Source organism: Paenibacillus sp. JGP012 (genome assembly GCF_014203995.1).
GTDB lineage: Bacteria > Bacillota > Bacilli > Paenibacillales > Paenibacillaceae > Paenibacillus > Paenibacillus silvae.
Genome location: NZ_JACHKG010000007.1, coordinates 41,022 through 60,842 on the forward strand (window position 1 = coordinate 41,022; position 19,821 = coordinate 60,842).

Consider the following 19,821-nt stretch of genomic DNA (forward strand, 5'->3'; position numbering starts at 1 on the left):
CGTTTGTGAACGGATTTCAAAGTGGATTTACTGAGGGATGGACGGCAAGATGACGAATATGGTGAATAGAAACATATCGTACAAGCTAGGACGAGAACGATTTAACTTTCGGGTGGCTGGCATTGTGATGAATGGGGACAAGATTCTTTTGCATCAAGCGAAACAGGATGATTTCTGGAACTTGCCCGGTGGCAAAGCAGAGTTGAACGAATCAACCGAGGAAGCCATTCAGCGAGAGATGGTAGAGGAACTGGGTATATCTGTAGAGGTACAGAGGCTCGCATTCATTTGTGAAGATTTTTATGAATACGATGACATACATATGCATGAGATCGGATTCTATTATGTTATTTCTTTGCCAGAAGCACATTCCTATTATGATGAATCTGAATTCAATGGCTTGGAAAACGACGGTGAATTGACATTTCGCTGGTTCCCTATGCGTGAGCTGGAGCAGATGGAGATTTATCCTGTTTTTCTGAGAAAAGAACTCGCTCATCTACGTGATGCCAGCGGCATCAAACACTTCATTCAACAATAGAGGGATTAGGTAAGTTTAGCGAGACAAGGAGAGCATCATCATGACTATGTTCCAGCCGATTGAGACGAAAAGATTATATTTGAGAGAGTTAACCTTGGCAGATCGAGAGATTGTTTTTCAACATTTTGCTAATCCAAATGTCACGCGATTTATGGATATTGAGCCTTGTCGTGGCATGGAGGAAGCAGAGGAGATCATTCAGTTTCATATACAGAACTCTGGATGCAGATATGGTATTTTCAATAAAATGCATAATCAATTCATTGGTACAGCTGGGTACCACTGCTGGAATCCGAATTCACCCTCCAGTGCGGAGATTGGATTTGATCTATCTCCTTCTTATTGGGGGCAGGGATTGATGCAGGAAGCTCTAGAGGCGATGATTCCGGTAGGGTGGAACGTGATGAATCTGGATTGGGTGGAAGCAACCGTAGAGCAGGAAAATAAGCAATCACAGCGATTGCTGGACAAGTTGGAATTTGTTAAGTCTTTTTTATTACACGTTACATAGGAAATCTACCATTAGTGACTGATCTATATAGTTGAAAATTCATTTACACAAAAACGAAGAGGACAGAAAAAAACTGGAAAAGCGAAGCGATCGCCTTTATTACCGGATTTTTCCTCTTTAGGAAAAGGGAATCAAAAAAATCTGGGGATAACAGCGATTGGAAGGTTATTCTGTTATCGGAGTGGACTGTGTGAAATCATTAGTCAATTTATATCTTAAACGGTCGGGTTGAACTGGATAGGTGGAGTCATGCAATAATTTCATGCGTTATTTATGGCTTGCTGGACAAACATCGTTAATCTGAAAGGAGCTAAACGAACATGGAATTTATTGGACAACAGATTAAAATCACTACTTTGACCGAGCAGGATATGGAATTTATATGCCAATTGGAATGTGATGCAAGCTTGTGGACTTTTGAAGAGAGCGTGGAAACGAGAGAAGAAAATGTAAAGGAGAAGTACCGCAGTCATTTTCCTGTCGAAGGTGAGACACCGTATGCCTATGATTTTGTGATTCGTCGTTTGAATGATGCCAGTGATACACCAATTGGTGTGATGCAGATGTGGAGTTACGTTGATTTTCGCCAAAGCTGGGAGCTGGGGTTCGCTGTGATGCCCGAATTTTCGGGAAAGGGATACGGAAGCGAAGCCGCCCGGTTAATGCTGCAATTTGCATTTGACGAATTAAAGGCACATAAGGTCGTAGGCATGTGTAATGCCGAAAATGTACGCTCGGCTGCTTTAATGCAGCATGTGGGCATGACGAGAGAGGCTGTTTTCAAGGAAGAACTATGGTGGCAGGGCAAGTGGACTGACCAGTTTTTCTTCTCCATTTTGGACAGAGAGTACAGGGCAATGGAAAGCAAAAATAAGGAGGCGTCTCTCTGATGACACAGCGTAAACTGGTTTTACTTAGTGATCTGTATTTTGATTCAAATGGAGAATTGAACGAGCGGATTCAAAGCTTGTTTCAGCAAAAGCAACAGCCTTCTATCGGTTATATTCCATCCAGTTCTGATCCGCAGCGAATCTATGTTGAACATACTCGGCGCTATTATCGTCAGCTCGGTATTGAAGATTTGCAGTATTACGACCTTGATACCGAGTATGAGGAAGGCAGGATTAATTCTCTTTTCCAATGTGATGCGATTCATTTATCGGGTGGCAATACGTTTTATTTCCTAAGTATGCTGCAGAAACGAAATCTGCTTGAGCGGCTGCGTTCCTATGTGAACAGCGGTGGCATACTAATCGGGGTTAGCGCGGGCAGCATTCTGATGACACCATCCATCCGTTTGGCGGGATACGGTGAGGATGCAGATGAGAATGATATCGATTTAACGGATTTACGCGCTCTCGGGCTTGTAAATTTCGAGTTTGCACCACACTGGGACCGTTCGGAAGTCATGCTTCAATCATTCCAAGAATACATACAATTACATCAAACAAAGGTTTATGCTTGTCCGGATGGCGGTGCTGTCATTGTAGAAAATGAATCATTGGAGTTATTCGGCGGTGCGGCTCCGGCTCAATAAAGAGGAGATGATGAACGAATGAGAACTATTCAAGTGTCCCACATTGAAGCTTTTTCTAGCATTCCAGGCAAAGGCAACCCGGCTGGGGTTATTCTCGAGGCGGATCATCTGAGTGAGGCTACGATGCAGCAGATTGCTTATGCCGTTGGTTTTAATGAGACAGTTTTTGTATTGAAGACGGATTCGGCAGATGTGCGGTTACGTTATTTCACACCTGGTCATGAGATTAATCTGTGCGGACATGCGACAATGGCGGCGCTGTACGGGCTGAAGATGAGGGGGTTATTGGAAGGGAAAGACTCCATCACGATTGAAACTAACGTAGGTATACTTCCTGTTCAGTTTGAACAGCATGGCAGTGCATGGTTTATGGAGATGAAGCAGGATCAGCCGAAATTCATACCGTTTCAAGGTGATGTGGAGAGGCTTGCTAAGGCTATAGATTTGACATCGGAGGATTTGGATCTGACGATGCCTGTAGTGTATGGAAGTACAGGCACTTGGACCCTGTTAGTTCCTGTTCGCCGATTGAGTGCTTTTGCCAAAATGAAACCGGATTCTTCTCAGTTCCCTAGTATTCTAGTGGAAAATCCCAAGTCATCATTACATCCCTTCTGTCTGGAAACGCGCGATTCAGATGCCATGATGCATGCAAGACATTTCTCTTCACCGTATTCGGGGACAACGGAAGATCCCGTGACAGGCACTGCATCAGGTGTGATGGGAGCCTACTATTTAACTTATGTGAATCGAGAGATTCAAGAAGCTGATTTTGTAGTGGAGCAGGGGCATGAGGTGGGTAGAGATGGCAAGGTTGAGGTAAGTGTTCGCAGAGAGCAACAAGGAATGGATGTTCGAATCCGTGGAACGGCTGTGTATGTTCAGGAGATGTCTGTAGAAATAGACAGTTAAGGGGATGACAGAAGGAGAGCGAGTTACAAATGAACGAAAAAGCCGTATTGATCAGGCTCGTAAATACATTAGAACAAGAATTAACAGATACGCTGGTAGGTGTGTATTTGCACGGGGCCAAGGCGATGGGATATTTTCATCCGAAGCAAAGATATCGACATCCTGGTGGTATGCGGAAAGGAGAAATCAATGATGAAAGAGTCAAAGCGAATGAAATGGGAGAAACAGCTTGAAAAAGGAAGGGCGTATCATATTTGGATGCGGGGTGTGCTTGGCTGGGGCTTGCCTCTTGCTTTTCTGTACACTTTGGTCATGACGTCCTGGAGGGGCCAAAACCTCACAATGGATCGTGAGTTTTACGGAAACTTATTAACTGCCCTGATACTGTTTCCGGCTGGCGGGATTTGGTATGGAGCCTGGACGTGGAAAATTCTAAAAATGAAAGTTGAGCAAGATAGAAGATAAATCCCTATGCGAACGGAGTGGTACTGATGATAGAGACTCTTCAGGCAGCGCAGGAGCTGGCGGAAAGAGCTGCACGAAAAGCCGGGGAAGTAGCCAGAATGAATTTTGACCGAGTTGCCAACGTAATTGAAAAGGATATTTATGGTGATATGGTCACCGATGTTGACCATGAGGCAGAACGAATCATATGTGAGGCAATCTCGGAGGTTTTCCCGAATCATGAGATTCATAGTGAAGAGCGAGGTCATAACGGGAAGAAAAGTGACTGGTTGTGGATGATCGATCCGCTGGACGGGACAAATAATTATAGTATCGGCTTTCCGGTATTTTCGGTTTCCATTACACTGATATATCGTTCGGAACCCGTGCTGGGTGTAATTTATGAACCGATGGTAGACCGTCTCTTCGTAGCCTCTCAAGCCAAAGGGGCAAGCTGCAATCTGACTCCAATGCATGTGAAAAGCAAAAAAGAGATACAAAAAGGCACAATTGGCTGGATACAAGGGCATCAAGTCCAAAATGAAGAGAACGCGGTGCGTTTGCGGCAGCATCTGGATGTTCATTTTAAAAGAGTAATGAGACTCTGGGCTCCCACATTGCAGTGGTGCATGCTTGCCAAGGGGGACATTGATGGTATCGTGCTGTATAACTCCGAAGGAGACGATTTGTATTCAGGCATACTGATGGTAAAGGAGGCAGGCGCCATTGTGATTGATTTTGAAGGCCGCGAATTCAGAGGTATGTGCTCGGAACCTTATCTGATTGCTTGTCATCCTGACCATCGGGAGTATTTCTTAAATGTCGTGCGAGAAGGGCTGAGGAGATGATTACCGAGCTTAGTTTGTCTCAATTCAGTCAAGTAAAACATATAACGGATGCCTATCGAAATATCGAGGTTAAGGCGGTTGTCTCAGGCATGAACCCGGGGCGAATCTATGTAGATGATGCTGATAACATCAAAGCAGCGCTCATATGGATTCATGGGCAATCCGGTTACCAGCTTGTTGGTGATGCAGAAAGTGAACCCTTTCGAAGTGAATTGCGGACATATATGCAGACACATATCCTGCCCGAGTTGATGGCATTACAGATGACCGAAGTAGAGATCGGTGTTGCTGATGATCGCTGGCAAAATGTGCTTGAGCATATGGCTGGTCCGAGTGAGCTTAATTATGACACACAGCATGTATTCATGATGCATGTAGAGGATGACAGAACAGCTAGTGATACGTGCAATACCCCTTCTGGAGTGCCGATACTTCCAGCGGAGGGAACCCGGGTTTTGCCCATAGAAAAAGCTCTTCTGCAGCAGAGTGTTCTGAACAATCTTTCTTTTGTCACAGATAAGATCAGGCATTTCTGGGGGAAAGTCGATGCTTTTTTTAGAGCATGGTTTAGGCTATGTGTTGGTTCATGAAGATGAAATAGTGAGCATATGCTTCTCTGCTTTTGTTGAAGGGAGCACACATGCCATTGATATTGAGACCCTGGAAGGCCATCGTCAACGAAATTATGCTGCGCTCGCAGCGCAAGCGTATATGAAGCAATGTCATCGCGTGGGTATTCGCCCATATTGGGACTGCATGCCTGATAACACAGGTTCGATCCGTCTGGCACAAAGCATAGGTTTGTCTCTGGATTTTGATTACCTGGTGTATTGGTACACCATTCAATAACAAATAAGTGAGAATTACGATAGGGGGATGGGAAAGTGGATGAAACTTTACAGTCACAGATACAATTTTTAATAGAAATTGACAAGCTGAAGACAATCGAACGAAGAACCAGGATTATTCATGGCGAACGGTTGGAAAATGATGCAGAGCACTCCTGGCATTTAGCGATGATGGCTCTCATTTTGCAAAGTCATTCAAACAAGAATGTTGACATTCTTAAAGTAGTCAAGATGTTACTTGTACATGATCTCGTTGAAATTGATGCTGGTGATACTTTTGCATACGATACTCAAGGAAACACAGATAAATATGAGCGGGAGCTCAAGGCCGCCCATCGACTCTTTGGCATGCTGCCTGAACAACAGGCTGAGGAATTGCTAAACTTGTGGATAGAGTTTGAGAGGAAAGAAACGCAAGAAGCTCAATTTGCTTCCTCTCTGGACCGCCTGCAGCCTATCATCCATAATCACCAGAATGAAGGTGACACATGGCAGAAGTACAATATAACGAGTGAGCAGGTCTTGAACCGAAATGCTGAAATCGCTAATGGCTCTGAAACATTATGGACATACGCACAGCAGCTGGTTCAACACTCGATAGATCAAGGAATTTTGAAGAAATCCTGATGATGAATCATTATTGATTTGTAAATCCATTCAATTACTGGAGGATCAACATGGGGTACATTCTGGAATTGCGAAAACTGGTGGGTACAAGGCCCTTGATTATGGCAGGTTCATGTGTGCTGGTGTTTAATGAACAAGGTCACTTGCTGCTTCAAAGACGAACAGACAGCCTGGATTGGGGCACGATTGGCGGTTCGCTTGAACCGGGGGAATCGCTGGAGGAGGCTGCTGCACGTGAATTATATGAGGAGGCCGGACTGCGGGCAGGGGCTTATAAACTGATCACCGTTTTCTCGGGTCAGGATATGTATTATCGGTATCCGCATGGAGACGAGGTATATAATGTAATGGCTATTTATGAAGCGGCCGGAATTACAGGCAGTCCAACCGTGATGGACGATGAAGGGCTGGAGCTCCGATACTTTGACTTGACTCAGCCGATTCCTGAACTTAATCCGTTCACAAGGTATGTGCTGACCAAAGCAGGATATATTCAAGGTTAGTGATTTAACAAACGTAAGCAGGCTGATGAACATCAAATTAGTAAAGTCAAACAGTCGGAGGCAAGGAACTTTATATTTTTATATGTAACGTCAGAATAAACTGGAAGGGATGAATAATATGTCAAGCATCGGTTATGGTTTCGGGCTTACTTCGCTCTTTTCGATTATTGCAGTTCTGGTGAATTTATTAGTCTATGGACTCGGTGTATATGCATTATTTCTATTTATCAAGCTGGCGAAACGGGGCATTCAGGCGTTGGATATTTATTTACATGAGAAACGCGGAGGGCGTTATTAACCTCTTGTTCCTTCTCCTCTTTAAGTCTAGCACAACATTATCATTTTTCTCTCAGTGATTTACGGATGCTGATTTAGTATGATAATGGTATCTATTGCAAAGAAAGAGGGTTAGACATGCATACATTTTTGCAGCAGCTTAATGAGTTAAACGAGCTTCAGAGAGAATTGGTCAGCCTGCATCCTTTTTTTGCAGAGCATCACCCTGTTGTTGTAGCGGACGAAGCGTTGTTACATATCTATGATTATTCTTCCAAGACCGGGCAATATGAATGGGCGAAGACCGTACCGGATGATTTGTACATTCCTGATGATTGTCTCGCCGCGATGCCTGTACATCATTTGAATGACCGGATGTGTGCGATTGTGACAGCTTCGGTGTTCAAAGACCTTGAGCAGAAGGTTTTTCTGTTCCATGAATATGTACACTGTTCTGTGTATGGGAAATATGAGGAGCGGATTGTGGACCGTCTGCAAATTAAACATAAAATGACTCAATTAAAGCGTGTAACCTGGGAGATTGATTATGAATTTCCGTATGAGGATGAGACCATCGCTGAGCGGATTCACTCGCTGCTGTTAGCGTTGAAAAGCGAGGATTTCCAGCAAATTCAGGCTGCGCGCACAGCGCTGTTCGAGTCTCTTACTGAAGAGCAGGCCGAATATTGGAGCTGGCTGGAGTGGAATGAAGGTTACGCGCGGTATGTCGAGAATCTGATTCGGACGAAATATAATCTGAAACCCAATCATTACGGGGATACAGCACCATATAACCGTCTCGTATTTTACGAGTGCGGCTCGGAATATATTCGTTTGTTAGTCAAAGAGCAGCCAGCGTATCATACAGACCTGGAGCAATTGTTTGACCGGATGCAGATGGAGAGATCGGCAGGTTTCGTTAGCTAGTGAGAGCCTCATGCTTAACCCATTTCTTCGATTGAAAAAAGGAGATCTGACTATGCCACTGCCTATGGTACATCTTAGGATAGCTCAACAGCTTGCGGATGCTCTGCCTGAATCGCTGGATCGGGGAGCATTCTGTCTTGGCAATATCGCACCCGATGCGATTCACATGCGTGAAGGCACGACCAGGGAGGACAAGCAGCACACCCATTTCGATCCTGAAAAAGAAAACCATTATACCGATCGTCTTCAGAAGTTCTACCATGGTTATATTGGTGAGCGTACGGACGAAGGGTGGACGTCCTTTGTGAAGGGATACTTCATGCATGTAATGACCGATTATTACTGGTTCCGCAGTGTGTATCCCGAATTCGTGGAACAAGTGCAGGAGCACGACAAACGCGAGGGTACCACACGCACCAAGGAAGAGCTTACCCGTCTATATTATCAGGAGACGGGCCAGGTTGACTTTCACCTGTTTCGAACGGCAAGCTGGAGTGCAGACACTTGGTCTATACTGAACGCTGCCTCTAGCTATGACATGAGAGATCGTTTAACGGCAGAGGAGATCAGCCGCTGGAGGCATCACACGTATTCTTATTTTCATGGACAGGAGCCGGGCATTATTCCCTTGTTTTTGACAGAAGAGATTGTACAAGCCTTTGCTGCTGCAACAGTGCCGCGTTTATTCGAGTTGTTAACTGTCTGGGAGGCGGTTTAGATGGGGCATTTCGGGAAGTTGATGGTACTCATCCTCGCAGTATTCATGACAGGGTGTGGCGCAAGCGATTCGAATCGTTTGGACGGGAAAGAGGCTCAGCGGCTGGAGCAGGAAGAAGGGATTCCGTCGTTAATTACGTTAACCTGTAATCGAGACCTTGCTTCAAGACCGTGCCGGGATGTGGCGTTTGACCGTTCAGATGAGATTCGGATTGTGACAGAGGCTATATTCAAGGCAGAACGCATGCAGGGCATACTGGATTATGCGGCTGAATACACGATGAGTATTACCAATGCAGATGGCTCAGTAACCGTGTATGATCTGTCACTGGGCTCAGACCCGAAGATGCAAGGACTGCTTGTAAACCAGAAGGATACCACCATAGGGTATACCATTCCTCTTGTAGAAGCGAATCGGCTACGGCAAATCATTCAGCGGCGTATAGATTAATGACAGACTGATGGGCAGGCATAGCTAATGAATGGAGATGGGGAGAAATTGGTGACCATTACACCACTGACAACAGCAGATGTCGAAGGGGCTTACGAAGTATTTGAGACAACAATTCCGGCGGCCTTCAGTCAGGAGGGACTCGGCTCTCTTCTGGAGGACATTTGGAATGAGATCACACATAAGAAATCTAGGGTACAAGCTTTTTTGCAACGAGACTTGAATTCCGAAGCTGCCAATACTCCAATGTTTCTCGTTGCGAGGAACGAGGGTAAGGTGGTGGGCACGATTTCCTATGGACCGTGCGGTGACGCGATTCGTGACTGTACCAATCATCGTTTGGATCAGATTGGAGAGCTGGGCACGCTGTACGTTTTGCCTGAACTGCACGGTCAAGGGATTGCTTCGGCATTGATTGCCGCTTTGGTCACCGAACTTCAGCGGCGAGGGATTACGCAATTTTGTCTGGACAGTGGGTACCGAATTGCTCAGCAGAAGTGGCGGCAGAAGTTCGGAGAGCCGTATGCCGTCGTGAACAATTACTGGGGCGAAGGCGCCGATCATATGGTATGGTTATGTGAAGTGCAGGATTTTACTGTGAAATAAAGTGTTCTGAAAGATGACCCCCTGCACCGGGAACAGGAGTCATCTTTTTTATTGTTATGCAACGTATCTGGATAAGAAAGGACGAATGATAGGGTGACAGAAACGATGGAAACTGCGGCATCCGAGGAATGGAGCTTACCGCAGCAGAAGCTTTCCCCTCATGCTGTAAGTTTGTGGAGAGTCAGTGCGATCATTTACAACGTTATCGGTTTTGTGGTGTTGGCGATCCTGCTTGTGCTGGACTCCGTCTATGACTGGAGACCATGGATCGGCTGGATGCTGTGGGGAATTACCGTGCTATCCCTTGGTTACGCTGTATGGGATATTTTTTTGCAGCCAGTATGGCTGTATCGACATTGGTATTATGGTGTGAGTGCGGAGTTTTTGCAGTTGAAGCATGGTGCTCTGAACAAAGTACATCAGGTGATTCCAATGGCGAAGGTACAATCCGTGACGACAAATCAGGGGCCGCTCATGCGAAAATACGGGTTATATTCCGTGTCCGTGGGTACGATGGGTTCTTCGCATATCATACCGGCTTTGCCAGAAAAAGTGGCGTTTGCGCTGCGGAACCAGATTGCGTCTTATGCCCGGATTAACGAGGTGGATGAATGACGGAGTTAAGACGACATCATGTATTAAGTTTGTTATGGAGTCTGGGTAATCTGATCAAAAGCTCGTTTGCTTTTATTCTGTTTTTGTTCGTGTTTCGAACGGGCACGGTATCGACGTGGGTATTCTATGCCAGAATTATTTTTTATATCGGTATCGCTATCTCGCTTGTGTCGATCATCTGGAAGTGGATTACAACACGTTATTCCGCGGATGAGCAGGCTTTCCACATCTACACTGGAGCACTCAGCCGCACCCGCAGAACGATTCCGTATACGAAAGTGCAAAATGTGAGCCGGCATACGAGCTTTTTTCATCGCTTGTTCGGAGTGACTTCCATTCGTTTTGAAACGGGAATCAAAGGTGAGGAAGCGACGTTTCAACTACAGGTCGTTTCGCTCGCTGAAGCAGAACAGCTTGAGAAGCTTGTTGTCGGTTATCAATCGGAAGTACAGGCGCAGGCGGTAATGGAGGGGCAGGAAAAACAAGTAGAGCAGCAAGCTGGAGACGATTACAGCGCAAGTGCAGAGCGTATGGGTACGAGAACAGAAAGCAATGCAATTGAAGGCTCTAATGCGGCTAATGCAGCTGTGAGTGAAATTTCAAAAGCAGTGACTGAACTTGAAGCGGTCAATACAGGTGACCACGAAGATGTAAGCAGCACTTCTGTACCTGCCGCGAAAGCAGCACGGATTGTGCACTATCGCTCGACTCGCAAAGACGTGCTCAAGGCTTCCTTTACCTCACTCAGCTTTCTGGTGCTGATCCCGATTCTGGGCTCCCTGTATTCAACGGTGAAGGATTTCTTTCCAGACGAAACGGTAACCGAAAGCCTAGTACTATCCTGGCTTCAATCATGGTGGGTGACCAGTCTTATTATCCTGATGCTCATGTTCCTGTCCATCGGACTGGGCATTGTATGGACCTTTGTGAAATATGGAGATTTCCAGATCACTTCAGATGAGAAGCGAATATATATTGCCAAGGGCATGCTGGAGAAGACCGTGTTCTCCATTCAAAAGGATCGTGTGCAAGCTGTGAAAGTTACACAGTCACCGATGAAACGCATGCTCGGTCTGGCCGAAGTGGAACTTACCACTGCAGGCAGCCCGGGTGAGTCTGGTCAGGAGATGAATTCACTCTATCCTTTTCTGCCTGTAAAAGAAGCTTACCGGATCATTGAAGAGATTCTGCCTTCTTATCAGGTGTGTGAAGAGATGGAAAAGCTCCCCCGTACAGCATTGTTGCTGCGTCTGCTCAAGCCCAGCTGGGTCTGGATCATAGCCACCAGTGCGCTGCTCTATTTCAAGCCAGTCCTTTTTGGATTTTCACAGGCTTGGTGGATGCTCTCACTGCTGCTTCTGGCAGGCATTGCCGCCGGACGGGTAATCGATTTTTTTCACACAAGATATGTATTGAACGACCAATTCATCCAGCTTCGCTCAGGTGCGCTCACGTCTACACTCTTTGTCTCCAAACGGGAGAAAATGATTGAAATAAAAATAACCCGTCACCCCTTGCAGCGCAGACTAGGCCTGGCTTCTATTCATACGGTGAATCGTGCCAAACCGGTTATGCATCACCATGTTCACGATCTGCCGAATGAAGCGGCAGCTGAATTCCAGATGTGGTATATGGGGCGTTCAAGAGAGGTACAGACCCGATCGTAATAGAGAGAACTTGAAAACAAGGGATATCCAGATTGTGGATTTTTATGTAAAATGAGATGTGATGAACAAAGCCCTGGAGCATAGGGCGTAAATGAAGGGTGCAGGGGTGATGAAAAAGGGTGTAATCATGATGTTATCTCTAATTCTGCTGGTGGGCGTTTCTTCTTCAGTGTATGCACATCCAGGTCGTCTGGACAATAAGGGCGGACACAATTGTTCTGCGAAATCCATTAAAAAAGGTCTATGCACAGGTTACCATTATCATAAAAAGAAAAAGTGAAGATGTGGCTTCAAACATTCAGGCCGCAATAGGAGGACTAGCAGCATGGAGCATATTAAAGCCGTCATCTTTGACTTGGACAACACCATATTAAACCGGACTTTAACATTTGAAGGCTTCACTCGAAGTATGATTGATACGTACTTTGGCCATCTGGAGTCTACCGGACATATACAGCAGCGAATTATCGAGCTTGATCTGGATGGGTACAAGGATAAAACGCTGCTGTTCAACGAATTATTGCAGGAGCTGCCTTGGGAGGAAAAGCCGCCGCATGAAGAGCTCATGGCGTTCTATAGTAAGGAATATGTGCGTAATTCAGTGCTTATGGACGAGGCGCGGGAAGTCGTACAGTATCTGAGAGGCAAGTATTCCATCGGTTTAATAACCAATGGTCAGACACATATTCAGTATGGAAAAATAGATCAGCTTGGCATTCGGGAGGACTACGATCACATTATTGTATCGGAAGAAGCAGGTGTGAAAAAGCCTGATTCACGTATTTTTCAAATGGCTCTTGATCATTTTGGACTGAAGCCTGAGCAGTGCCTCTACATTGGTGATCATCCGGTAAACGATATACAGGGGGCAGCGAAGGCAGGCATGAGTACGATCTGGATCAAGGTGAATCAGCCTTGGCGTGAGGGGATCGAGGCAGCACCGATACATACGATCCATCAGCTCCACGAATTGAGAAGCCTATTGTAGATGATCTTAAGTTGAATTATTCTTTTACACGTTAACGGAGAGGACAGAAAAAACCTGAAAAAGCGAAGCGGTCGCCTTTATCACCGGATTTTTCCCTTTGGAAAAGGGAATCCAAAAAATCTGGGGATAACAGCGATTGGAAGGTTATTCTGTCATCGGAGTGGACTGTGTATAATCTTTAGTTCAACTTATATAGAGACAAAAACAGAGATAGACCTATACAGGAGGGCATATGTAATGAACAAGTTACAGGAAGAACTGGCGGAGCTGCTGCCGCTTGCACAACTTGAAGAGATGTCAGGTGAAGAAATCGTAGGTGGCATTGCGATGGATATGTATCGGGCTGAATTTTCAGTGATTCGCGAACGACTCTCTGAGCTGCCGGAAGTGGCAAGGGATATTCTGCTGATCATTGATCTGGACACCGAGCTGTCGATGAATGGCTTAACAGGTTACCTCGAGAATGCGAGTGGGCAGTATTTGGGCCAGACGATTGAGGCATTGGTGCGAATAGGTGATGAGACAGACGCGGCAATTTTGCAAAAGGTGCAGCAACTCCTGTCGGAACATCATGTCACCGTAGACCAGTTAAGAGCCAATGTCGAGAGTCTGTCAGAGCACGATATTACAACAAGCTTGCAGACGCATGGAGCACATATCCATGAGGTGCTGCAGCAAGTGCAGAAGGAAGCGGATTCGCTAAGTTTTCAAACGGATAATGAAGAAAGCTTTGATCTGCTGTATCAGTATGTTGATGAACATAAGGATCGGTTGAGACAGCAGCTGGAACAGTTTCTCACATGAAAAAAAGGAGCTGAATGAAAGCACATGAACAAACGTTTGGGGATCGAAACGATCGTAGTTACTTTCGTATGGGTACTTGTCCTGTTGGGTTGGAATGTAGTTCAAGGCATGCTGGCCACATTCAAGCACGCGCCGAAGATAACACAACTGCACCCATCGGGTGCGGTATCACGAGTAGAGTTCGGCAGTGTGACAACTCCCGATGTACTTATGATTACTTTGGGGGCAGTCAGTGCCTTGCTGTTTGCTGTAATCTATTACGCAGCTCGCAGCTGGCAATTGAAAAAAAGAAACCGCACATCGTGATTCGGCTTGTTTGTATTTATTCCGTTAACAAGCTATTGACCAAAGCAGTTCTTTCCTGAACAGGCTGAGAGAGAGAACTGCTTTGATCAGGAGTTATATTACAACCAAGAAGTATTACAGATGTTTGGAAATGACTTCTTCCAGACCTTGTGCGACGGAATGTGCCCCTCGCTCCAGATGACGTTCATACAGGTGAAGTCGCACATACGTTTCATCCGTGCCCATAGCCTCCGATAACATGCCGCTAAGTCCACGAGCACGGCGGTCGATCTGTAATAACAGCTCCAGTGAATCGCCCATGGGATAAAAAAGTACTTCCAGTTCGTCCAGATACCCACGGAACTTGCTGGTAGGCACATATTCGAATTCCTGCACAAATGGCAGATTGCCGCCAAGCTTGGGCGCATAGTCGTTGGTCACTTCACGCAGCTTGAATCCGAGCAGATCAATGGCATCCAGAACGATCTGCATCTCACGGGATGGCACCACATGTAATCGGTCCCGATCTGAAGGGTCTACTGCGCTGGAGATATCCAGCCCCGTTTCCACCCATACGTCCGCACGGTGAAGGGTAATTGGAAGATTCTGTGGCAGATCGAATTGAAAGCTCTTCTCGAGCTTGTCACCAGGCTGCAGCGTGAATCCATCTGTAAGCAGATATTTTGCAACGACAGCCGTCTCCTGTATTTTGCGATCGTTGCTTTCCCGAATGTAGTGCGTTTTGATAGACAGATAGATTCGATCCACCTGCTGCTCCACGTCCCCACCTTCAATATACACAACCCCGGACAGAGTACCTCCCGGCATGACCTCTGTTGTATGTAATTCTGTATTTACCTTTGCTGCACCTACACCAACACTAGCCAACATTTTTTTGAAAAATGACATGATAGCAACCTCCAGATTCCATGGTTTTTGAGAGGGGAAAATTAGGGCGTGTCTGAAAACTCTGAAGGCGGCAGATTTTGCTGAATTTTCGTTCCAAGCCAGGAAGTTTTCCGCAGGCGTGCCGGGGCACGTCAAGGGAAAGTGACGCAGCAGGGGGCGAAAAGGCGGTAAAAGATGCACTTCAGTAGGTTTCAAGACACGTCCTAGACTTCGAGCTTAATACGGCTTCCAGAATAGATACGTTTCAATTTTTGAAAAAACAGGGGAAACGGCATTTTTCTGTCGAATACTGGATAGAACAGAACTGTTAAAATGCGTAAAATGGCAACAAAAGGATGGAGGAACGGCATGCGAAAAACGATGATATTCGGAATAATCGGAGTAGTGTTGTTAGTCCTCGTGAGTGTATGGATTTACCGTTATGCTGCACCGAGTCTGACTGAACAGGACGTTACAATGACCGGCACCATAAGGCAGCTGGATTTGGAAACGGTTGAAGTAGTGCTGGCGGTTACACGAACCAAAGAGGAGCATGAACCACATTTTATCTTCCCTTTAGTTCCCGGCTGGGGAGGGCTTTCATTCACAGAGGGGCAAGAGAAAGGGTTATTCAGGCCTTCGTCCGTAGGAACTTCCTATCATGATCAGGTTATTCTGGAGCAGACGGTGAAAACAGAGGATCACAACGATAATCAGATCACAAAGCAGGTACTTTCACAAGATCTGACAGGCTTTTCTGTACCTGATGAGGAGGGAACATATAAGATGCGTTTTACGCTTAAATCACTGGATGAAACCGTTCAGCCGCTTCACAATCCGATGGTTTATTATGTTCATAATGAACGGTGGTTGGGTAAAAACCTGAGCTGGGCAGCTGGCCAGAAGCTGGATATCGTGAAGGAGGAGGTGGAATGAACAACGTATATCAAGCGGGGGAAATAACGGTTCGGTTGCTGGAGACAAGGGATCAGCAAACGCTTGTAAAATGGTTGTCCGACCCGGAGGTGCTGCAATATTACGAGGGCCGGGATCAACCGCATGATCTGGAGCGGGTAAGAACACATTTTTACAATCAGGAGGATGGAGCTTGCCGCTGTATCGTGGAATTTAACGGTAGGCCAATCGGATATATTCAGTTCTATGAACTTGAGGCAGAGGAACGTGCGGCATATGGTTATGGTGAGAAGGATGGATTGATCTACGGGACAGATCAGTTTATCGGTGAACCGGATTGCTGGAATAAAGGGCTCGGTACACAATTAGTACAGTCTATGACGTCGTATCTGGTCCACGAGAAACGGGCTCGAAAAGTCGTGATGGACCCGCAAGCATGGAATGAACGGGCATTGTCCTGTTATGAGAAGTGTGGCTTCAGACGGGTTAAACACCTTCCGAAACATGAATGGCATGAAGGACAGAAGAGAGACTGCTGGCTGATGGAATATACCCCTTAGCGTACAGTGCAGACCGTGTTAAGATGAAGATTAGATTATCAAAGGGGGACTTGAAATGGACTTCAGATATCCAATTGGGCAGTTTGCACATACAGGTGAAGTTACACTGGCTCAAAGGAAGCAGTGGATTCAGGATATTGCCGAACTGCCTCAACAAGCAAGAGAAGCGGTGAAAGGCCTTAGTGAAGAGCAGTTATGCATGCCATACCGGGAAGGCGGCTGGATGCTGAAGCAGGTCATTCACCACATGGCAGACAGTCATATGAACAGTGTGATTCGTTTCAAGCTTGCTCTGACAGAGGACACCCCTGCAATTCGGCCTTACGACGAAACACGCTGGGCAGAGCTGAGTGACTCCAGAGAGCTGGATATCGAGGTTTCCTTACAGCTGCTAGAGGCTCTGCATCACCGCTGGACGGCATTGCTGAATACCTTGTCTGATGAGGATTATGCCAAACAGTTCTATCATCCTGCATCGAAGGAAACGATGCGACTCGACTATTGCGTGGGATTGTATGCGTGGCATGGCAAACATCATGTGGCACACATCACTTCGCTTCGAAATCGAAAGGGAATATAAAATGCGCAGCAAACTTTGGTTGCTGTACAAATGTTTATGAATATGAGGAACAAAGAACACGATTAGGAGGAGAATAGCGTGAACAGCATACATATTCGCCTTCTGGATAGACAGGACCCTCCGGTTATTGCACAGGCATTTCAGGAGCAGGGATGGTATAAGCCTTCGGAATTATATGAGCGGTATTGGGAAGAGCAACAGAACGGGGAACGTGTGACGCTGATCGCTGAACTGGACGGGCAATTTGCCGGTTACGTCAATGTGATCTGGACATCGGATTACCCTTCGTTTCTGGAGCAGGGCATTCCGGAGATCAGTGACTTCAATGTGTTGATGAAGCACCAGCGTAAGGGCATTGGTTCTGTGCTGATGGACCGGGCCGAGCTGATGGTGAGGGAACGTTCGGATATGGCCGGTCTTGGTGTGGGGGTCTATGCCGATTATGGCAAAGCCCAGGTGTTATATGCCCAACGTGGATATATTCCAGATGGCCGGGGGCTTTACAGGCAGGATCATTACCTTCAACCGGGTGAAGAGACCGTTATCGACGACGATGTTGTTCTGTATTTAACCAAAAAGCTGGGGTAACATGTTATACTCAACTGGAATCTGAGCAACCTAAAGCAGATGTCTATGAAGATGACTTGATTAGAGGAGTGGTGCAGGCATGTTTAGCAAAGTAGGCCAGATTATGCTGTACGTAAATAACCAGGATGAAGCACTGGCATTCTGGACGGAGGTTGCCGGATTCCATATTGTGGACGAGGTTACCCTTGATGGAGGAATGCGCTGGATCGAGATCACGCCGACAAAAGACTCACAGACAAGCATTGTATTGCATGATAAAGAGGTCGTGGCACGGATGTCGGAGGGCATCAATCTGGGTACACCTTCCCTGATGTTTTTCACAGATGATCTGGATCGGTTACATGCGGATTTGTCTGCCAAACATGTAACGGTTGGAGAGATCGTTGAGATGCCAACAGGACGTGTGTTCAATTTTGCTGATAATGAGAAAAACTATTTTGCCGTCATGGAGCGGAAGGGTTAAAAATAGCCGAAACATAGCTGGTTCATCATTGTGATTTCAAGCGGGCGACATGTACTGTCGGCCGCTTTTTCCATGTGGAAGAACAGAGGAAATAGCTCATTAAATATACAAGGAAAATAGAGAATGAATGGTTAAAAATGTTATAATAGAGTGTAGATTGTTACGCTGAATGTATTGATAAACTGTGGTGAAAAACATGGATGTTAAGTGATGAAACGAGAGGGGTTTGGACTTGGGAAAAACGATTAAACGTGTGCAGGATCTCTATGACATGCTCGATGCAGATTTCAGATCGGCAAAGCAATTTTGGGAGCCGTTCTATGAGAATCGGGACAGACCCATTCCTTTTTTTCCAAACAAACCAGATGAAAATTTAGTTGAGAGTGTAGATGCAGGCCTACTGAGCGGGGGCAGGGCACTCGAACTGGGCTGCGGGCCAGGTCGGAATGCATTGTATCTGTCTCGCCAGGGTTATCAGGTCGATGCGTATGATCTGTCTGAGACTGCGATTGCCTGGGCAAAGGAACGGGCTGCTGAAGAGCAGCTGGATGTGAATTTTGAATGTCGTTCGGTGTTTGAACTGGCACCACAGGAGGAATACAATCTTGTCTATGACTCGGGTTGTCTTCATCATCTGCTGCCGCATCAGCGAATTCCTTATCTCGAGATGATTCAGCATGCGCTGAAGCCGGGAGCCTATTTCGGCATGACCTGCTTTGCGCCGGGTTTCGGTGGCCAGGGTGGGCCGGAGCATGTGATGGATGATTGGGATGTCTATCGCGAGAAGTCGATGCGGGGCGGGCTTGCTTTTACAGAAGAGAAGCTTCGTTATTTACTGGAGGATGCATTCGAGTGTGTAGAGCTGCGCCCCATGAAGGCGATGGATCAGGAAGAGGCTTATTTTGGCCTGCCTATTCTGTGGGCGACGTTGTGGAGAAAGAAGCAGTAGAAAGGTGGAGAGCTGATGGGAAGCAGATACTTGATCATCACAGGCACATCGAGAGGCATTGGCAGACAGCTTGCAGAGCTTTGTTTGGAAAAAGGAGATGTGGTCTACGGTATAGCACGCGGTACATCCGACTTGGGGGATACGTACGAGCGGTATACTCACGTGCAGTTTGATGTCGAAGACATCCACAGCATCGATGATCTGATCTCGGGCATATTGGAGCAGATTCCGCTTCTTGATGTGGAATGCATCGGACTAATAAACAATGCAGCCATGCTTGAGCCGTTGAAACCGATCGACCAGTGTCTTGCGGATGAGATTAGCGTTCAGCTGAATATCAGTTTGGCTGCGCCGATGATTTTGACGTCATCTTTTATCCATTATACGAATCATATGACAGCAGAGCGCAAAATCATCAATGTAAGTTCTGGATCGGGCAGTTATCCCGCGCCTTCCATGGCAGCCTACTGCACGTCGAAAGCCGGAATCGACATGTTTACAAAGTGTGTAGCGATGGAACAAACCTCGCAGCCCAATCCGGTGCATATTATCGCCTTTGATCCGGGCATGGTGGACACGGAATTGCAGGCTGTGGCAAGAGAGAAGGATGCAGAGGAATTTGTACTCTCCAGTGTATTCCAGGAGGCATACGAGTCAGGTCAACTGAAATCCCCGCGTGACGTGGCGCAGGATATCTTGAAGCTGCTGGAGGAAAGCGGTTATCCGTCCATAAGCAACTAAACAGGAGGAGGAAAAAGAACAGTGAATCTG

Annotated in this window: 31 protein-coding genes; 30 read left to right on the forward strand and 1 reads right to left on the reverse strand. The window is 46.4% G+C overall.

Translation table 11 applies throughout. The features are described from left to right. The first annotated feature begins 49 nt into the window (after positions 1-49). The 23 genes from HNR77_RS11135 to HNR77_RS11240 all read left to right on the forward strand — a co-directional run bounded on the left by HNR77_RS11135 (position 50) and on the right by HNR77_RS11240 (position 14,128). Positions 50-541: an NUDIX hydrolase gene (locus HNR77_RS11135; RefSeq protein ID WP_184183771.1), complete on the forward strand. Its 492-nt coding sequence runs from the start codon at positions 50-52 to the stop codon at positions 539-541. 40 nt (positions 542-581) lie between these two features. After that, a complete protein-coding gene (locus HNR77_RS11140) occupies positions 582-1,052 on the forward strand; it encodes a GNAT family N-acetyltransferase (RefSeq protein ID WP_184183774.1) in 471 nt (156 codons plus the stop codon). Positions 1,053-1,372: 320 nt separating this feature from the next. Continuing rightward, positions 1,373-1,942, forward strand: a complete 570-nt coding sequence (locus tag HNR77_RS11145; protein WP_184183777.1) for a GNAT family N-acetyltransferase — start codon at positions 1,373-1,375, stop codon at positions 1,940-1,942. Continuing rightward, positions 1,942-2,589, forward strand: a complete 648-nt coding sequence (locus HNR77_RS11150; protein ID WP_184183780.1) for a Type 1 glutamine amidotransferase-like domain-containing protein — start codon at positions 1,942-1,944, stop codon at positions 2,587-2,589. Before HNR77_RS11145 ends, HNR77_RS11150 begins: the two co-directional genes overlap by 1 nt. A gap of 18 nt (positions 2,590-2,607) precedes the next feature. After that, on the forward strand, positions 2,608-3,501 hold the full coding sequence (locus tag HNR77_RS11155; protein ID WP_184183783.1) for a PhzF family phenazine biosynthesis protein: 894 nt from the start codon (positions 2,608-2,610) through the stop codon (positions 3,499-3,501). Between the two features lie 29 nt (positions 3,502-3,530). Further along, positions 3,531-3,734, forward strand: coding sequence for a hypothetical protein (locus HNR77_RS11160; RefSeq protein WP_184183786.1), 204 nt, complete (start codon positions 3,531-3,533; stop codon positions 3,732-3,734). Continuing rightward, positions 3,712-3,966 carry a hypothetical protein gene (locus HNR77_RS11165; RefSeq protein WP_221443807.1) on the forward strand — a complete coding sequence of 85 codons (255 nt, stop codon included), beginning with the start codon at positions 3,712-3,714 and terminating at the stop codon, positions 3,964-3,966. Before HNR77_RS11160 ends, HNR77_RS11165 begins: the two co-directional genes overlap by 23 nt. A gap of 26 nt (positions 3,967-3,992) precedes the next feature. Continuing rightward, positions 3,993-4,793 carry an inositol monophosphatase family protein gene (locus HNR77_RS11170; protein ID WP_184183792.1) on the forward strand — a complete coding sequence of 267 codons (801 nt, stop codon included), beginning with the start codon at positions 3,993-3,995 and terminating at the stop codon, positions 4,791-4,793. Beyond that, complete coding sequence (locus HNR77_RS11175; protein ID WP_260410505.1) at positions 4,790-5,383, forward strand: GNAT family N-acetyltransferase; 594 nt, start codon at positions 4,790-4,792, stop codon at positions 5,381-5,383. Before HNR77_RS11170 ends, HNR77_RS11175 begins: the two co-directional genes overlap by 4 nt. Continuing rightward, positions 5,370-5,642, forward strand: a complete 273-nt coding sequence (locus HNR77_RS30290; protein WP_311768604.1) for a GNAT family N-acetyltransferase — start codon at positions 5,370-5,372, stop codon at positions 5,640-5,642. The genes HNR77_RS11175 and HNR77_RS30290 overlap by 14 nt, the downstream gene beginning before the upstream one ends. Before the next feature lie 35 nt (positions 5,643-5,677). Further along, entirely contained in the window at positions 5,678-6,268 is a 591-nt protein-coding gene (locus HNR77_RS11180) for an HD domain-containing protein (RefSeq protein ID WP_184183795.1), read from the forward strand. A 50-nt stretch (positions 6,269-6,318) separates the two neighbouring features. After that, positions 6,319-6,771: an NUDIX hydrolase gene (locus tag HNR77_RS11185; protein WP_184183798.1), complete on the forward strand. Its 453-nt coding sequence runs from the start codon at positions 6,319-6,321 to the stop codon at positions 6,769-6,771. Between the two features lie 118 nt (positions 6,772-6,889). After that, positions 6,890-7,069, forward strand: a complete 180-nt coding sequence (locus HNR77_RS11190; RefSeq protein WP_111272433.1) for a hypothetical protein — start codon at positions 6,890-6,892, stop codon at positions 7,067-7,069. A gap of 116 nt (positions 7,070-7,185) precedes the next feature. Next, positions 7,186-7,974, forward strand: coding sequence for a hypothetical protein (locus HNR77_RS11195; RefSeq protein ID WP_184183801.1), 789 nt, complete (start codon positions 7,186-7,188; stop codon positions 7,972-7,974). 52 nt (positions 7,975-8,026) lie between these two features. Continuing rightward, positions 8,027-8,692 carry a zinc dependent phospholipase C family protein gene (locus tag HNR77_RS11200; RefSeq protein WP_184183805.1) on the forward strand — a complete coding sequence of 222 codons (666 nt, stop codon included), beginning with the start codon at positions 8,027-8,029 and terminating at the stop codon, positions 8,690-8,692. Then, positions 8,693-9,142: a hypothetical protein gene (locus tag HNR77_RS11205; protein ID WP_184183808.1), complete on the forward strand. Its 450-nt coding sequence runs from the start codon at positions 8,693-8,695 to the stop codon at positions 9,140-9,142. 27 nt (positions 9,143-9,169) lie between these two features. Next, positions 9,170-9,748, forward strand: coding sequence for a GNAT family N-acetyltransferase (locus tag HNR77_RS11210; RefSeq protein WP_184183811.1), 579 nt, complete (start codon positions 9,170-9,172; stop codon positions 9,746-9,748). Positions 9,749-9,841: 93 nt separating this feature from the next. Continuing rightward, positions 9,842-10,363, forward strand: a complete 522-nt coding sequence (locus tag HNR77_RS11215; RefSeq protein WP_311768605.1) for a PH domain-containing protein — start codon at positions 9,842-9,844, stop codon at positions 10,361-10,363. Then, on the forward strand, positions 10,360-12,030 hold the full coding sequence (locus HNR77_RS11220) for a PH domain-containing protein (protein ID WP_184183814.1): 1,671 nt from the start codon (positions 10,360-10,362) through the stop codon (positions 12,028-12,030). The genes HNR77_RS11215 and HNR77_RS11220 overlap by 4 nt, the downstream gene beginning before the upstream one ends. A 130-nt stretch (positions 12,031-12,160) precedes the next feature. After that, the gene (locus HNR77_RS11225) at positions 12,161-12,310 is read left to right on the forward strand and encodes a YHYH domain-containing protein (RefSeq protein WP_260410531.1); all 150 of its coding nucleotides are present in this window, start codon (positions 12,161-12,163) and stop codon (positions 12,308-12,310) included. A 45-nt stretch (positions 12,311-12,355) separates the two neighbouring features. Beyond that, entirely contained in the window at positions 12,356-13,018 is a 663-nt protein-coding gene (locus HNR77_RS11230; protein WP_184183817.1) for an HAD family hydrolase, read from the forward strand. 237 nt (positions 13,019-13,255) lie between these two features. Next, positions 13,256-13,822, forward strand: a complete 567-nt coding sequence (locus HNR77_RS11235) for a DMP19 family protein (protein ID WP_184183820.1) — start codon at positions 13,256-13,258, stop codon at positions 13,820-13,822. A gap of 24 nt (positions 13,823-13,846) precedes the next feature. After that, positions 13,847-14,128: a hypothetical protein gene (locus tag HNR77_RS11240; protein ID WP_184183822.1), complete on the forward strand. Its 282-nt coding sequence runs from the start codon at positions 13,847-13,849 to the stop codon at positions 14,126-14,128. A gap of 114 nt (positions 14,129-14,242) precedes the next feature. On the opposite strand, the gene HNR77_RS11245 is transcribed toward HNR77_RS11240, so the two are convergent. Further along, a complete protein-coding gene (locus HNR77_RS11245) occupies positions 14,243-15,016 on the reverse strand; it encodes a sporulation protein (RefSeq protein ID WP_184183825.1) in 774 nt (257 codons plus the stop codon). Between the two features lie 348 nt (positions 15,017-15,364). Here HNR77_RS11245 and HNR77_RS11250 point away from each other — a divergent pair, with 348 nt between their 5' ends. The 7 genes from HNR77_RS11250 to HNR77_RS11280 all read left to right on the forward strand — a co-directional run bounded on the left by HNR77_RS11250 (position 15,365) and on the right by HNR77_RS11280 (position 19,791). Next, positions 15,365-15,931 carry a hypothetical protein gene (locus HNR77_RS11250; protein WP_184183827.1) on the forward strand — a complete coding sequence of 189 codons (567 nt, stop codon included), beginning with the start codon at positions 15,365-15,367 and terminating at the stop codon, positions 15,929-15,931. After that, positions 15,928-16,470 carry a GNAT family N-acetyltransferase gene (locus HNR77_RS11255; RefSeq protein ID WP_184183829.1) on the forward strand — a complete coding sequence of 181 codons (543 nt, stop codon included), beginning with the start codon at positions 15,928-15,930 and terminating at the stop codon, positions 16,468-16,470. The genes HNR77_RS11250 and HNR77_RS11255 overlap by 4 nt, the downstream gene beginning before the upstream one ends. A 55-nt stretch (positions 16,471-16,525) precedes the next feature. Then, the gene (locus tag HNR77_RS11260; protein ID WP_184183832.1) at positions 16,526-17,050 is read left to right on the forward strand and encodes a YfiT family bacillithiol transferase; all 525 of its coding nucleotides are present in this window, start codon (positions 16,526-16,528) and stop codon (positions 17,048-17,050) included. A gap of 78 nt (positions 17,051-17,128) precedes the next feature. After that, on the forward strand, positions 17,129-17,638 hold the full coding sequence (locus tag HNR77_RS11265) for a GNAT family N-acetyltransferase (RefSeq protein WP_311768606.1): 510 nt from the start codon (positions 17,129-17,131) through the stop codon (positions 17,636-17,638). A gap of 79 nt (positions 17,639-17,717) precedes the next feature. Then, positions 17,718-18,101 (forward strand): VOC family protein, encoded by a 384-nt coding sequence (locus tag HNR77_RS11270; RefSeq protein ID WP_184183835.1) that lies wholly within the window; start codon positions 17,718-17,720, stop codon positions 18,099-18,101. Positions 18,102-18,372: 271 nt separating this feature from the next. Then, a complete protein-coding gene (locus tag HNR77_RS11275; RefSeq protein ID WP_184184220.1) occupies positions 18,373-19,050 on the forward strand; it encodes a class I SAM-dependent methyltransferase in 678 nt (225 codons plus the stop codon). A gap of 15 nt (positions 19,051-19,065) precedes the next feature. Next, on the forward strand, positions 19,066-19,791 hold the full coding sequence (locus HNR77_RS11280; RefSeq protein ID WP_184183838.1) for an SDR family NAD(P)-dependent oxidoreductase: 726 nt from the start codon (positions 19,066-19,068) through the stop codon (positions 19,789-19,791). Positions 19,792-19,821: the final 30 nt, after the last annotated feature.

What these genes read in the sequence shown, in the direction of transcription:
- HNR77_RS11135 (WP_184183771.1), top strand. Translation starts at nt 50, where the DNA reads ATGACGAATATGGTGAATAGAAACATATCGTACAAGCTAGGACGAGAA.
- HNR77_RS11140 (WP_184183774.1), top strand. Translation starts at nt 582, where the DNA reads ATGACTATGTTCCAGCCGATTGAGACGAAAAGATTATATTTGAGAGAG.
- HNR77_RS11145 (WP_184183777.1), top strand. Translation starts at nt 1,373, where the DNA reads ATGGAATTTATTGGACAACAGATTAAAATCACTACTTTGACCGAGCAG.
- HNR77_RS11150 (WP_184183780.1), top strand. Translation starts at nt 1,942, where the DNA reads ATGACACAGCGTAAACTGGTTTTACTTAGTGATCTGTATTTTGATTCA.
- HNR77_RS11155 (WP_184183783.1), top strand. Translation starts at nt 2,608, where the DNA reads ATGAGAACTATTCAAGTGTCCCACATTGAAGCTTTTTCTAGCATTCCA.
- HNR77_RS11160 (WP_184183786.1), top strand. Translation starts at nt 3,531, where the DNA reads ATGAACGAAAAAGCCGTATTGATCAGGCTCGTAAATACATTAGAACAA.
- HNR77_RS11165 (WP_221443807.1), top strand. Translation starts at nt 3,712, where the DNA reads ATGAAATGGGAGAAACAGCTTGAAAAAGGAAGGGCGTATCATATTTGG.
- HNR77_RS11170 (WP_184183792.1), top strand. Translation starts at nt 3,993, where the DNA reads ATGATAGAGACTCTTCAGGCAGCGCAGGAGCTGGCGGAAAGAGCTGCA.
- HNR77_RS11175 (WP_260410505.1), top strand. Translation starts at nt 4,790, where the DNA reads ATGATTACCGAGCTTAGTTTGTCTCAATTCAGTCAAGTAAAACATATA.
- HNR77_RS11185 (WP_184183798.1), top strand. Translation starts at nt 6,319, where the DNA reads ATGGGGTACATTCTGGAATTGCGAAAACTGGTGGGTACAAGGCCCTTG.
- HNR77_RS11190 (WP_111272433.1), top strand. Translation starts at nt 6,890, where the DNA reads ATGTCAAGCATCGGTTATGGTTTCGGGCTTACTTCGCTCTTTTCGATT.
- HNR77_RS11195 (WP_184183801.1), top strand. Translation starts at nt 7,186, where the DNA reads ATGCATACATTTTTGCAGCAGCTTAATGAGTTAAACGAGCTTCAGAGA.
- HNR77_RS11200 (WP_184183805.1), top strand. Translation starts at nt 8,027, where the DNA reads ATGCCACTGCCTATGGTACATCTTAGGATAGCTCAACAGCTTGCGGAT.
- HNR77_RS11205 (WP_184183808.1), top strand. Translation starts at nt 8,693, where the DNA reads ATGGGGCATTTCGGGAAGTTGATGGTACTCATCCTCGCAGTATTCATG.
- HNR77_RS11210 (WP_184183811.1), top strand. Translation starts at nt 9,170, where the DNA reads ATGAATGGAGATGGGGAGAAATTGGTGACCATTACACCACTGACAACA.
- HNR77_RS11220 (WP_184183814.1), top strand. Translation starts at nt 10,360, where the DNA reads ATGACGGAGTTAAGACGACATCATGTATTAAGTTTGTTATGGAGTCTG.
- HNR77_RS11225 (WP_260410531.1), top strand. Translation starts at nt 12,161, where the DNA reads ATGTTATCTCTAATTCTGCTGGTGGGCGTTTCTTCTTCAGTGTATGCA.
- HNR77_RS11230 (WP_184183817.1), top strand. Translation starts at nt 12,356, where the DNA reads ATGGAGCATATTAAAGCCGTCATCTTTGACTTGGACAACACCATATTA.
- HNR77_RS11235 (WP_184183820.1), top strand. Translation starts at nt 13,256, where the DNA reads ATGAACAAGTTACAGGAAGAACTGGCGGAGCTGCTGCCGCTTGCACAA.
- HNR77_RS11240 (WP_184183822.1), top strand. Translation starts at nt 13,847, where the DNA reads ATGAACAAACGTTTGGGGATCGAAACGATCGTAGTTACTTTCGTATGG.
- HNR77_RS11245 (WP_184183825.1), bottom strand. Translation starts at nt 15,016, where the DNA reads ATGTCATTTTTCAAAAAAATGTTGGCTAGTGTTGGTGTAGGTGCAGCA.
- HNR77_RS11250 (WP_184183827.1), top strand. Translation starts at nt 15,365, where the DNA reads ATGCGAAAAACGATGATATTCGGAATAATCGGAGTAGTGTTGTTAGTC.
- HNR77_RS11255 (WP_184183829.1), top strand. Translation starts at nt 15,928, where the DNA reads ATGAACAACGTATATCAAGCGGGGGAAATAACGGTTCGGTTGCTGGAG.
- HNR77_RS11260 (WP_184183832.1), top strand. Translation starts at nt 16,526, where the DNA reads ATGGACTTCAGATATCCAATTGGGCAGTTTGCACATACAGGTGAAGTT.
- HNR77_RS11270 (WP_184183835.1), top strand. Translation starts at nt 17,718, where the DNA reads ATGTTTAGCAAAGTAGGCCAGATTATGCTGTACGTAAATAACCAGGAT.
- HNR77_RS11275 (WP_184184220.1), top strand. Translation starts at nt 18,373, where the DNA reads ATGCTCGATGCAGATTTCAGATCGGCAAAGCAATTTTGGGAGCCGTTC.
- HNR77_RS11280 (WP_184183838.1), top strand. Translation starts at nt 19,066, where the DNA reads ATGGGAAGCAGATACTTGATCATCACAGGCACATCGAGAGGCATTGGC.